This window comes from Shewanella aquimarina, assembly GCF_023349185.1.
Taxonomy (GTDB): domain Bacteria; phylum Pseudomonadota; class Gammaproteobacteria; order Enterobacterales; family Shewanellaceae; genus Shewanella; species Shewanella aquimarina.
In genome coordinates, this window is sequence record NZ_JAKIKY010000011.1 from 90,680 (window position 1) to 102,425 (window position 11,746).

An 11,746-nucleotide genomic window follows, 5' to 3' on the forward strand; every position below is an offset into this window, starting at 1 on the left:
ATGAGTGAACTACAGCCGATTTTCGACAGGCTTTATCAGGGGCAAACCATCAGTCGCGAGGAGACCAAGGCGCTGTTTAGCGAGATAGTCGAGGGCAAGATGGATCCCGTAGCCATGGCCGGCATGTTGGTCGCGATGAAGATGCGCGGCGAGACCATAGATGAGATCTCCGGCGCCGCCGACGCCCTGCTGCAAGCCGCCAAGGCCTTTCCCGCCCCCAGTGAGGCGACACGCACCCAGGGCATAGTGGATATCGTGGGTACGGGCGGTGACGGTCACAACACCATCAACATCTCGACCACCTCAGCCTTCGTGGCCGCCGCGGCGGGCGCTAAGGTGGCCAAGCACGGCAATCGCAGCGTATCGAGCAAGTCTGGCTCGTCTGATCTGCTGGCGCAGTTTGGTATCGATCTCACCATGGCGCCCGAGACCGCAAGAGACTGTCTCGACGACTTGGGGCTCTGTTTCCTGTTCGCGCCCCACTATCACGGCGGCGTGCGCCACGCGGTGCCTGTGCGTCAGGCACTAAAGACCCGCACCCTGTTTAACGTCTTAGGTCCATTGATCAATCCAGCTAGGCCCGACTACATGCTACTGGGGGTCTATGATCCTATGCTGGTGCGTCCTATCTGCGACGTGCTTAAGGCGCTGGACGTCAAACGCGCCATGGTGGTCCACGGCAGCGGCCTGGATGAGGTGGCGGTACACGGCGAGACCTTAGTCTGTGAGCTGAAACAGGGCGAAATCGTCGAATATTACCTCTCACCAGAGGCCCTGGGGCTAAGCCCCGCCGAGATAAGCGATCTCGCCGGCGCCGGCCCTGCAGAAAACGCCGAAATCACCCGCGCCATATTGCAAGGCCATGGCGAGTTAGCGCACACTGAGGCGGTAGCCGCCAATGCAGGCTGCGCCCTCTATGTGGCTGGCTGCTGTGACAGCCCACAGCAAGGCACGGCGCTGGCACTCGACACCCTCGCCAGCGGCAAGGCATACACCCTACTCGAGCAGCTTGCTAGCGCGAGCCAAAGTGACAACCTAGGAACAAACTGATGCAAGCAAGTGTAAACAGTCAAACAGGCGGATCCAAGACAAGCAGCAATGTGCTGACCCGTATCGTCGACACTAAACCGGCCCATATTGCCGCCCTGAAACAGCGCTTCCCCGAGGCCTCGCTAGCACCTAAGGTGTCGAACCGCAGCCTGTATCAGGCCCTCAAGGCGCCCAACGCCGGCTTCATCTTCGAGTGCAAGAAGGCCAGCCCTTCAAAAGGGCTTATCAGACAAGACTTTAATGTTGAAGCCATTGCCGATGTCTACCTGCATTACGCCGCCGCCATCTCGGTACTGACCGACGAGCAATTTTTTCAGGGCGACATGGATTACCTGCCAAAGGTGCGTGCACGGGTGACTCAGCCCATCTTATGTAAAGATTTCTTCGTCGATCCCTACCAGGTAAAACTGGCGGCCCACCAAGGCGCCGATGCCATACTGCTGATGCTATCTGTGCTCGATGATGAGCGCTATCAACAGCTCGCGAACCTGGCTGCCCAGTACCAACTGGATGTGCTGACAGAGGTCAGTAACGAGGAGGAGCTCAAGCGCGCCATCGCCCTGGACGCCGCCATCATAGGGATTAACAATCGCAACCTGAGGGATCTCACCACAGATCTGGCGACCACTGAGGCGCTCGCACCGCATATCCCGGCTGACCGCGTGGTTGTCAGCGAATCAGGCATCTACACTCAGCAGCAGGTGAGACGCCTGAGCCCGCTGGTCGATGGCTTCCTGGTGGGCAGCTCCTTGATGGCCGAGCCAGATCTGGATCTCGCCTGTCGCACGCTCACCCTGGGTCACAACAAGGTCTGCGGCCTGACCCGCATCGAAGATATGCGCGCCGTTGCCGAAGCAGGCGCCATTTATGGCGGCCTGATCTTCGCCGAAAAATCACCCCGCTATGTCAGCCCAGAGCAGGCGCTAAGCCTGGTCGAGCAGCAGCGAAACACAGGTAAGGCGCTCAACTTCGTCGGCGTATTCGTAAACGAAACGCCGGGCACCATTGCCGAACTGGCCAAGCGCCTCAATCTCTTCGCCGTGCAGCTTCACGGCAAGGAGAGCGAATACGATATCGATCAGCTCAGACTTAAGCTAAATGAACTTGATTGCCAGACCCAGATCTGGAAGGCGGTAGCCGTCAGCGTCGATAGCGACGATTGCCAGGCCCCCTCCACGCCAGCCAATGCCGATCGCCTGCTCTACGACAGCAAGACAAAGGCGACAGACGGCGTGCAGTTTGGCGGCACGGGCCATGCCTTTAACTGGCAGCAGCAACTGCCGAACAAGGCTGATGCCATGTTGGCCGGAGGGCTCAACGCAGGCAATGCCTTCGACGCCGCCCGGCAGGACTTCTTCGGCCTGGACTTTAACTCGGGCCTCGAGTCGGCTCCCGGCATCAAGGATGCAGAGCTTATCAAGCAAGCCTTTACCGCCCTTAGAGAATATTAACGTTTTGCGGCGCACCTTAACGGCGCCGCCCCATACAGAGAGAGCTTTATGATGACTAAGCTGGACCCTTATTTCGGCGAATATGGCGGTATGTTTGTGCCGCAGATTTTGATGCCCGCCCTCAAGCAGCTCGAAGCCGCCTTCGTCGATGCGCAGAACGATCCGAGCTTTCAAGCCGAATTTACCGATCTGCTGAAAAACTATGCCGGCAGACCGACCGCCTTGACGCTAACCCGTAACCTCAGCCCTAATCCTCTGGTGAAGATCTACCTCAAGCGTGAAGATCTGCTCCATGGCGGCGCCCACAAGACCAACCAGGTATTGGGTCAGGCCCTGCTGGCCAAGCGTATGGGTAAGAAAGAGATCATCGCCGAAACCGGCGCCGGACAGCACGGCGTCGCCACGGCCCTGGCCTGCGCGCTATTGGGGCTCAAGTGTAAGGTCTACATGGGCGCCAAAGATGTCGAACGTCAATCGCCCAACGTGTTCCGCATGCGCCTGATGGGCGCCGAGGTGATTCCGGTCACCTCAGGTTCTGCCACCTTGAAAGATGCCTGCAACGAGGCGATGCGCGACTGGTCTGCCAGCTACGACAAGGCTCACTACCTGCTAGGTACCGCCGCTGGCCCCCATCCCTTCCCCACCATAGTGCGCGAATTCCAGCGCATGATAGGCGAAGAGACCAAGGCGCAAATACTTGACCGTGAGGGTCGTCTGCCCGATGCGGTGATCGCCTGTGTCGGCGGCGGTTCAAACGCCATCGGCATGTTTGCCGACTTTATCGACGAGCCTTCGGTGAAATTAATCGGTGTCGAGCCCGCAGGACTCGGCATAGACACCCCTAAACATGGTGCACCACTCAAGCACGGCAAGACGGGGATCTTCTTCGGCATGAAGGCGCCGCTGATGCAAGATAAAGAGGGCCAAATTGAGGAGTCTTACTCCATCTCGGCAGGCTTAGACTTCCCGTCTGTGGGCCCACAGCACGCCCACCTGGCGGCGACCGGTCGCGCCACCTATGAGTCGGCCACGGATGATGAGGCCTTAGCGTCCTTCCAGTTGCTGGCCCGTAGCGAGGGGATCATCCCGGCGCTTGAATCGGCCCATGCCCTGGCCTATGCCATCAAGCTGGCCGAGGCCGCCACCGAGGAGACCCTATTGGTGGTAAACCTCTCTGGACGAGGCGACAAGGATATCTTCACCGTCGCCGATATCTTAGAGAAACAACAAGCAAACAACGAGGAGAGCGGCAATGAGTAACCGTTATCAGGCAGCATTTGCCGCACTTAACGCAAGTGGGCGCGGCGCCTTCGTGCCTTTCGTCACCATAGGCGATCCCAACAGAGAATTGTCGCTGAAGATCATCGAGACCTTAGTGGAAAACGGCGCCGATGCCTTGGAGCTTGGCTTTCCCTTCTCCGATCCTCTCGCCGACGGCCCGGTGATCCAGGGCGCAAACCTGCGCGCCTTAGCCGCGGGCACCACGCCGGGTGGCTGTTTCGAGATCATCGCTGCGGTGCGCGCCAAGTACCCTGATCTGCCCATCGGCCTGCTGCTGTATGCCAACCTGGTGTATGCTAACGGCGTCGAAGCCTTCTACGCCAAGGCCAAGGCCGCCGGCGTGGATTCTGTGCTGATCGCCGACGTGCCGGTTGAAGAGGCCGCCCCCTTTATCGCCGCCGCCAAAGCTCACAGCGTAGCGCCTATCTTTATCGCGCCGCCCAATGGCGATGCCGAGACGCTGCGCCAGGTGGCCGAGCAGGGCCAGGGCTACACCTACCTGCTATCACGCGCCGGCGTCACGGGCACAGATTCGAAGGCAGGCATGCCGCTGGATGACATCCTGGCCCAGCTTAAAGCCTTCGACGCGCCGCCGCCCCTACTGGGCTTTGGTATCGCAGAGCCTGCTCAGGTCAAGGCTGCTATAGCTTCGGGTGCGGCAGGCGCCATCTCGGGTTCTGCCGTGGTGAAGATCATCGAGGCCCATCAAGACGACGAGCAGGCCCTGCTCAGCGCCCTGGGCCAGTTTACCCGTGAGATGAAGGCGGCGACCTAAGCGCTAGCATCTTCATCTAATCTAAGATCCCCGCACCAGCGGGGATTTTTTTTATCCGCTACTCCCAGGTACTGATCCATTAGTCGCCGGGCGCCGTATCTCCTCAGGCAAACCCCAAGGGAGCTGGCGCTTGAAACGCTCGCTAATGTCAACCCTGACAGGAGTGACAGGCAGCTACTGGCTATACTTATAGCTATTAAGCTAGCGACTTTTTTAACAACAGCCTTCTTAACAGCAGCCTTCTTAACGACAGATTTCACCTTCAATCTAGATAAGGACACGCCATGCAGAGCTTTAATAACTTGTTTAAGGGAGTGATCTTCGACCTCGACGGCACCTTAGTAAGCAGCTCCCTCGACTTTAAGGCCCTCAAGCAGGCGGTCGGCTGCCCGTTAGACCAGGATATTCTCGCCTTCGTGCAGCAGCTGCCAACAGAGCGTGCGAAGAAGGCCCATAGCATCATCACCCAGGCCGAGCACCTGGACGCTATGAGCGCCAAAGCGATGAGTGGCGCCTTAGCTCTGCTGGACTTTCTGCTGCTGCAACAGATCCCCACGGCAATCGTCACTCGCAACAGCCGCCAGGCGGCCGAATTAAAGATAGAGCGCTGCGCCCTGCCGATCGATCTCATTCTCAGCCGCGACGATGGCCCGGCCAAGCCCGATCCCTGCTGTCTGCTAGCGCTAGCAAAGTTGTGGCAGCAGCCACCATCGCAGATAGCCTATGTAGGTGACCATCACTATGATATCCAGGCCGCCAAACGAGCGGGCATGCCATCTGTGCTGCTCAGCGAGCAGAGAGCCTACGGCGAGCAGCATGGCGCCAGCTACATCTTCAGGGATCTCATGGCGCTGCACAGGGCCTTGCCCTCCATCTCTCTGTGCGCCTGAGCTTGCAAATAATAAGCAGCGCACATGAAGATGCTACTTGGCTTGACCTTACTAGGCCCTTACCTTCTCACTGTCCAAGGAGTCGATACTAAGATGGAAACATTAGCCTTACTGACTCACCCAGGTCACTGGCAAATCGTCAACGATGGGGTAATGGGAGGCCGCTCCCAGAGTGAGCTGAGTGAGTTCCTCAACGCCAATCAGCAATATCGACTGCGCTTTAGCGGCAATGTCTCCCTCGAGAACAACGGCGGCTTCGCCTCAGTGTCGCGCACCCTAAGCCAGGAAGAGCAGCAGATTTTGCAACAGGCTCATCCAGGCGGCATTCGCCTCACCACCTTAGGCGATGGCAAGCACTACCAGCTCAGACTCAAAGTGCTTAAACAGGGCGAGCTGGTCAACTACAAGGCAAACTTCGATACCCAGGCGGGCAGACTCGAGCAGTGGACCTTTGCCCCAGGGGAGTTTATCGAGACCTTTCGCGGCGCGGATTATCCAACGCGCCCCTACCCAGACCTGACGCAACTGGTCGCCGTTGGTCTATTGATTGGCAATGGTCAGGCGGGAGATTTTGAGCTGCAACTCGCCGAGCTGGCCATTCAATACACACCGGCCTCTCAATGATCCAGGAAAGCCCAATTAACTCAGGCCGTTAAAGGGCTAGGGGTTAAATGAGCTAAGGGCTAAAAAAGCTAAGGCGTTAATAAGCTAGCGCTTGACCAAAAAATCGCTAGCCCTCGTGGGAGAGAAACTCGATGATCTCGTCCATGTCGAGGTCGAAATCATCGGCGCGGACATTCTTGACTATGATGTCGTCACGCATCGCCGCCAGATCGATATTGGCGGAGATCTCGAAATGATTGGGATTCAAGCTGTAGAAGGGCTTCACCTTGGGGCGGATAGGGTCTTGATGGTTATGACTCTCGACGATCGCCAGACGATTAGATTCCAGCTGCACCAGAGAACCCACGGGATAGACTCCCATGCACTTGATGAAATGATCCACCAATTCACTATCCAGCTCATTATTTTCCCCTAGCGCCCTTAGGATGCTAAAGGCTTTCACCTGAGGATAACCCGCCTTGTAACAGCGATTGGCGGTTAGTGCGTCGAAGATGTCACAGATGGCAATCATCCGCCCATAACGGGAGATCGCCTCGGCAGAGACGCCAAACGGATACCCCTTACCGTTTAGCTTCTCATGGTGAAGTCTGGCCACCTCCAGGCTGAGGGGGCTGATGTTGGGGGTCTTCTCTATGATACTGATGGAGTGATTGGCATGGGTCTTCATCACCTCGAACTCCTCGGCCGTTAACCGACCCGGCTTGTCGAGTATGCTGGGGGAGATCATGATCTTACCCACATCGTGTAAGAAGGCACCGATCGCCAGCTCACGCACTATCTCCTTATCTATCTTGAGGTAGCAGGCAAAAATCGTCATCAACACAGACACGGCCACCGAGTGCTCCAGCAGGTACTGATCCTTATGGCGTATGTTGATCACGCAGGCCAGCGCATCGGGATTATCAAATATCGCCTCGATAGACTGCTCAGTGACCCGTTTTACCGGTTCAAGGGTGAGGGGCACGCCGTTTTGCGCATCATCGAACAGGCGTCTCTGTATCGCCTTCGACTCATTAAACAACTGCTTGGCCTCGGTCAATCGCCGTTTAAAAAGCCCTGGAGTCTGCTTTGCTGCCCCTGAAGGTGCTATCTGCCTAGCTTGTTTTTCCTGAGCGGGGGCGGTTTGCGGCACACGTCGCTTACTGGCATCGACCAATAACTTTTCGATGCCTTTGTGCTTAAATCCGTCTATCACCTGTTGTTTAGTGATCCATCCCTGCTCCGCCAGTTGAAACTTGCCCTTGGGCTGAGTGATCTCAACCACATACATACCAACGGTCAATTCCGAAACATCCAGTTCCACTATCATATGCTGTACGCCCGCCCCCAGGAGGAAATTCACTGCTTGCTGTGATGCACCAAGGCCCACACAAACAGCTTGGCATCATCTGCAAAAATGTAACACAAGCTTTAACAAAAAACTGCGCCTCAAAATCATCAAGATTTGAGGTATATCAAAAATCTCACCAATAATCATTAACATAGAGTAAACAACCACAATATCCCAGCAGCGTGATTGCCCAAAAGAGCAACAGCGACAATAAAAGCTGTGTGTGCGCTAACCCAGATTAAGGGAATTTCATCGCATTTGCGCCGGTTTCACCTCGCAGCACCGTTTGCCCTACCCAAGAGGCATGTTACACTGCCAGCCATCTTTCTTCCTTGTTTGGTGAACTTGCCTACATGAAACAACTGCTCGACTTTCTCCCTCTGGTGATCTTTTTCGCCGTCTATAAGTTTTTCGACATCTATATCGCCAGCGGCGCCCTGATAGCTGCCACCGCACTGCAGTTGATCGTCACCTATCTCCTCTATAAGAAGATAGAGAAGATGCACCTGATCACCTTTGCCATGGTGAGCTTCTTCGGCACCCTCACCTTAGTCTTGCATGACGACGCCTTTATCAAATGGAAAGTGACAGTGGTCTATGCCCTGTTCGCCACCGCGCTGGCCGTGAGTCAATATCTGAATAAGCCTATCCTCAAGGGGATGTTGGGTAAGGAACTGATTGTCGACGACAAGATCTGGTCTCGGGTCACCTGGTACTGGGTCACCTTCTTCCTTGCCTGCGGTCTGGTGAACATCTATGTCGCCTTTAACCTGTCTCAGGAAACCTGGGTCAATTTCAAGGTGTTTGGCCTGACGGCTCTGACACTGATCAACACAGTAGTCACTGTGGTTTACCTCTACAAACATATGCCTGAAGAACATAAAAAGGAACTCAAATAATGTGGTACATGATCTCATCTCAAGATGTTGAAAACAGCTTAGAAAAACGCCTTCAAGCCCGTCCTGACCACCTGGCACGCCTGCAGGAGCTCTCTGACGAGGGTCGTCTGATGATCGCCGGTCCACACCCAGCCATCGACAGCGACAACCCGGGTGAAGCGGGCTTCACCGGCTCACTAGTCGTTGCCGAGTTCGACTCACTGGAAGCGGCCCAGGCCTGGGCAGACCAAGACCCATACGTGGCTGCTGGCGTCTACCAGAGCGTCATCGTAAAACCCTTTAAGCGCGTACTCCCTTAACATCAATATTAGGAAGCAAGCTCTTGAAAATTGTTTCATTTAACATCAATGGTCTCAGGGCCAGACTGCATCAGCTACAGGCGCTGATCGACACTCACAGCCCGGATATCATTGGCCTGCAGGAGACCAAGGTGCACGACGAGGCCTTTCCGCTGGCCGAAGTGGAGGCCATGGGCTATCAGGTGCACTACCATGGCGGCAAGGCCCACTATGGCGTCGCCATGCTCTCTAAGCAGGCCCCGGTCAAGATTCAAAAAGGTTTCCCCACAGATGATGAGGAGGCGCAGCGCCGAATGATCATGGGCACCTTTACCCAGGCCAACGGCCGTCAACTGACGGTACTTAACGGCTACTTTCCCCAGGGCGAGAACATCAGCCATGAGACCAAGTACCCGGCCAAGCGCAAGTTCTACCAGGATCTGATGCAGTATCTGCAGCAGCATCACAGCCCGGATGAAGATATCGCCATCATAGGCGACATCAACATCTCGCCTATCGATCTGGATATCGGCATCGGCGAGGCCAACGCCAAGCGTTGGTTGAAAACAGGCAAGTGCAGCTTCCAGCCCGAAGAGCGTGAGTGGCTGCAAACCCTGCTGGACTGGGGGCTGATTGACACCTTCCGTCAGCTGCATCCGGCACGCAGCGAGCGCTACTCCTGGTTCGACTATCGCAGCAAGGGCTTCGATGACAACCGTGGCCTGCGCATCGACGTGATCCTGGCGACCCCCTCTCTGGCGGAGCGCCTGACCGAATCTGATGTAGACTATGATCTGCGCGGTATCGAGAAACCGTCGGATCATGCGCCCATCTGGAGCAGCTTCCAAGACTAATTCAGTCAGCAATAAAAAAGGCGCCACGAGCGCCTTTTTTATTGGGTATCGCAGCCTTTAACTACTGCAAGCGGTATTGCGACAGAATGCCATCCAGCTCAGTGGAAGATTGCTGCAGCTCGCTCGCCAAGACCACAGAACGCTCGGCGGTCTCCTTGATGGTTTGCGACTGATCGCGGATCTCATTGAGCTGCGAGGCGATATCCCGCGCCGACACGCTCTGCTCCTCAGCCGAGGCGGCGATCTGCGAGCTCATGTCGAACACCTGATCGATAGAATCGGCCATGGTATCCACATCGCTGCCCACAGACTCTATGGCCGCACGACCAAGCTCGGCCTGCTCGACGATCTCATGGGTAATATCCGCCAGCTGACCCGAGCCCGACTGCAGCCCCTCGATCATCGACTGTATCTCCACCGTCGCCTGCTGGGTGCGTCCCGCCAGGGTACGAACCTCGTCGGCCACCACGGCAAAGCCACGGCCCTGCTCACCGGCACGCGCCGCCTCGATGGCCGCATTCAGCGCCAGCAGGTTGGTCTGCTCGGAAATACCGTTGATGGTGGTCACCACGGCGCCAATCTCTGTGGCGTTGCCCGACAGCTGATCCACCGCGCTGGAGGCCGCATCTATCTGGCCAGTCAACTGGCCGATACGGCGCACCGCCTCGGCGATACGCTGCTTACTGTCGGCAGCGGCCGTCGCATTATGCTTGGTGTGATCTGAGGTGTTGGCCGCGTTATGGGACACCTCTTCGATCGCGGCGGTCATCTGATCCATCGCCACGGCGACGGTATCGAGGAACTGATGCTGGAACTGCGCCAGCTCATCGTTCTGTTTCGCCTGCAGATTAAATTCATCGGAGGCGTTGGCGAGCGTTCTGGCGTTGTTGCCTATGGCCTTGACCATCTCGCTCATGTTGTCGGCGTTTCGGTCGATCTCCCTGGCGATAAGGCTAAAGTCATCCTTACCGAAGAAATTGAGCCTGAAGGAGAGATCGCCATCGGCTAAGCGCTTGATGGCGATATACATGTCCCACAGGCCGCCGCCCAGGGAGGTGGAGATCCAGTAACTTAGCTGATATAGCGGATAGAGGGCGATAAGGGCGACCCACAGCATCCACCAGGCATCGCTCTTGCCTTCGGCCTCCCAGGCGGTGACATCCTGGCTCAGCTGCAGATATTGACCCGCAACCGGCGCGCTGGCGGTCACGTTGTCACCGCGGCGCGACTGCTCATCGCGAGATGCCAGCGTCAGGCCATTATCCTGGGCAAAACGCACCAGCGCCTCACCACTTAAGCCCATCTGGCTCGCCACCTTGGCATAGGCATCGACGCTCGCCTGTACCCGGGCCGCCGAACCGGCGTGAAGTTGGTTGTTAGCGGCATTAAGGTTCAGCAAGGCGATGGTCAGGGTAATGGCCGTCACCATAGAGCAGACCACCCAAAATTTACCGTTAAGGCTGAGTTTGATCAGCAAGGCATCTATCTTTCTAAACTGGATAGCTTTCATGGAAACCCACTTGTTTATCAGGCTAAATTGACAATTTCTTTCGACCTACAGAATCAAGTTAAGCACAATTTTTATTGTTGAGCCTTGATTAGACGTAACTTTATGGCGGGTATGGTCTTAGCGGTAAAGGCCACCATCTGCCCCGTCAGTAGCGTCATGGCATAACCCAGGAGCGCGCCGATAACCAGCGGCGGCAGGATGGCCGCCAGATCGCCGCCCAGGGCGAAGGTGATGCAGCAGCCGATGAAGGCGCCAGGAATAAAGGCGAGTCGCTGATAGCTGGCTTGCAGACACATCAGGCTGGTGACGATACCCGTCAGCAGATAACCCACGAGCGGCGTATCGAAATAGCTACCACCTGAGATCACCACCCAGGCCCAGAACACGCCGGAGAGATTAGTGAACCAAGTCATTAACACCCCTTGAAAACCCGCCTTTGGCTGAGCGAAGAAGGTGCTACATGCGAGAAAGCCAACCCAAGTGACTAAGTGAAATGCATCGGCGACCCCTGCCCAAACGGCAGCAAGCAGCCCTGCAGATAATGCGACCTGCATACGATTTTCCATGTATGACCCCTCATTACATTGGAATATTATTTTTGGTTAAATTACTCCAAAACGAATGACAAAAACAGGATCTAGGCCAAATAAACCGGATTAAATGTTATTAAATTGAAACACCGCCAATATTTGTAGTAAAAGAACAAAATAATGCTTAGTAATGGAATAAAAATAGCAAAGGCATGAGCGTGGTGATAAAAAAGCCAGTCGATATAACGACTGGCTCTAATGGTTTAAAGCGTAT

Annotated in this window: 12 protein-coding genes; 9 read left to right on the forward strand and 3 right to left on the reverse strand. The window is 56.0% G+C overall.

Going from position 1 to position 11,746, the window contains the following annotated elements; all coding sequences use genetic code 11:
• The 6 genes from trpD (at position 1) to L2731_RS14230 (ending at position 6,071) form a co-directional block, all read left to right on the forward strand.
• Complete coding sequence (trpD, locus tag L2731_RS14205; protein ID WP_283165085.1) at positions 1-1,050, forward strand: anthranilate phosphoribosyltransferase; 1,050 nt, start codon at positions 1-3, stop codon at positions 1,048-1,050.
• A complete protein-coding gene (gene trpCF, locus L2731_RS14210) occupies positions 1,050-2,501 on the forward strand; it encodes a bifunctional indole-3-glycerol-phosphate synthase TrpC/phosphoribosylanthranilate isomerase TrpF (protein WP_249253803.1) in 1,452 nt (483 codons plus the stop codon). The genes trpD and trpCF overlap by 1 nt, the downstream gene beginning before the upstream one ends.
• Positions 2,502-2,552: 51 nt before the next feature.
• Positions 2,553-3,761, forward strand: a complete 1,209-nt coding sequence (gene trpB, locus L2731_RS14215) for a tryptophan synthase subunit beta (RefSeq protein WP_249253910.1) — start codon at positions 2,553-2,555, stop codon at positions 3,759-3,761.
• Entirely contained in the window at positions 3,754-4,557 is an 804-nt protein-coding gene (gene trpA, locus L2731_RS14220) for a tryptophan synthase subunit alpha (protein WP_249253805.1), read from the forward strand. The genes trpB and trpA overlap by 8 nt, the downstream gene beginning before the upstream one ends.
• Before the next feature lie 284 nt (positions 4,558-4,841).
• On the forward strand, positions 4,842-5,447 hold the full coding sequence (locus L2731_RS14225) for an HAD family hydrolase (protein ID WP_249253807.1): 606 nt from the start codon (positions 4,842-4,844) through the stop codon (positions 5,445-5,447).
• Between the two features lie 93 nt (positions 5,448-5,540).
• A complete protein-coding gene (locus L2731_RS14230; RefSeq protein WP_249253809.1) occupies positions 5,541-6,071 on the forward strand; it encodes a CIA30 family protein in 531 nt (176 codons plus the stop codon).
• Positions 6,072-6,177: 106 nt separating this feature from the next.
• Here the strand turns inward: L2731_RS14230 and L2731_RS14235 are convergent, their stop codons facing one another.
• Complete coding sequence (locus L2731_RS14235; RefSeq protein WP_249253912.1) at positions 6,178-7,380, reverse strand: cyclic di-GMP phosphodiesterase; 1,203 nt, start codon at positions 7,378-7,380, stop codon at positions 6,178-6,180.
• Between the two features lie 374 nt (positions 7,381-7,754).
• On the opposite strand from L2731_RS14235, the gene L2731_RS14240 reads away from it, so the two are divergent.
• From L2731_RS14240 to xthA, 3 genes are read left to right on the forward strand one after another with little or no spacing between them, the layout of a single operon-like run.
• On the forward strand, positions 7,755-8,300 hold the full coding sequence (locus L2731_RS14240) for a septation protein A (protein WP_041511106.1): 546 nt from the start codon (positions 7,755-7,757) through the stop codon (positions 8,298-8,300).
• Positions 8,300-8,599 (forward strand): YciI family protein, encoded by a 300-nt coding sequence (locus L2731_RS14245; protein WP_011866059.1) that lies wholly within the window; start codon positions 8,300-8,302, stop codon positions 8,597-8,599. Before L2731_RS14240 ends, L2731_RS14245 begins: the two co-directional genes overlap by 1 nt.
• Positions 8,600-8,622: 23 nt before the next feature.
• Positions 8,623-9,432, forward strand: a complete 810-nt coding sequence (xthA, locus tag L2731_RS14250; RefSeq protein ID WP_249253811.1) for an exodeoxyribonuclease III — start codon at positions 8,623-8,625, stop codon at positions 9,430-9,432.
• Positions 9,433-9,493: 61 nt separating this feature from the next.
• Here the strand turns inward: xthA and L2731_RS14255 are convergent, their stop codons facing one another.
• Together L2731_RS14255 and L2731_RS14260 are read right to left on the reverse strand one after the other, a co-directional pair.
• A complete protein-coding gene (locus tag L2731_RS14255; RefSeq protein ID WP_249253813.1) occupies positions 9,494-10,942 on the reverse strand; it encodes a methyl-accepting chemotaxis protein in 1,449 nt (482 codons plus the stop codon).
• Between the two features lie 71 nt (positions 10,943-11,013).
• Positions 11,014-11,508 (reverse strand): DUF1097 domain-containing protein, encoded by a 495-nt coding sequence (locus L2731_RS14260; RefSeq protein ID WP_249253815.1) that lies wholly within the window; start codon positions 11,506-11,508, stop codon positions 11,014-11,016.
• Positions 11,509-11,746: the final 238 nt, after the last annotated feature.

What these genes read in the sequence shown, in the direction of transcription:
- trpD (WP_283165085.1), top strand. Translation starts at nt 1, where the DNA reads ATGAGTGAACTACAGCCGATTTTCGACAGGCTTTATCAGGGGCAAACC.
- trpCF (WP_249253803.1), top strand. Translation starts at nt 1,050, where the DNA reads ATGCAAGCAAGTGTAAACAGTCAAACAGGCGGATCCAAGACAAGCAGC.
- trpB (WP_249253910.1), top strand. Translation starts at nt 2,553, where the DNA reads ATGACTAAGCTGGACCCTTATTTCGGCGAATATGGCGGTATGTTTGTG.
- trpA (WP_249253805.1), top strand. Translation starts at nt 3,754, where the DNA reads ATGAGTAACCGTTATCAGGCAGCATTTGCCGCACTTAACGCAAGTGGG.
- L2731_RS14225 (WP_249253807.1), top strand. Translation starts at nt 4,842, where the DNA reads ATGCAGAGCTTTAATAACTTGTTTAAGGGAGTGATCTTCGACCTCGAC.
- L2731_RS14230 (WP_249253809.1), top strand. Translation starts at nt 5,541, where the DNA reads ATGGAAACATTAGCCTTACTGACTCACCCAGGTCACTGGCAAATCGTC.
- L2731_RS14235 (WP_249253912.1), bottom strand. Translation starts at nt 7,380, where the DNA reads ATGATAGTGGAACTGGATGTTTCGGAATTGACCGTTGGTATGTATGTG.
- L2731_RS14240 (WP_041511106.1), top strand. Translation starts at nt 7,755, where the DNA reads ATGAAACAACTGCTCGACTTTCTCCCTCTGGTGATCTTTTTCGCCGTC.
- L2731_RS14245 (WP_011866059.1), top strand. Translation starts at nt 8,300, where the DNA reads ATGTGGTACATGATCTCATCTCAAGATGTTGAAAACAGCTTAGAAAAA.
- L2731_RS14255 (WP_249253813.1), bottom strand. Translation starts at nt 10,942, where the DNA reads ATGAAAGCTATCCAGTTTAGAAAGATAGATGCCTTGCTGATCAAACTC.
- L2731_RS14260 (WP_249253815.1), bottom strand. Translation starts at nt 11,508, where the DNA reads ATGGAAAATCGTATGCAGGTCGCATTATCTGCAGGGCTGCTTGCTGCC.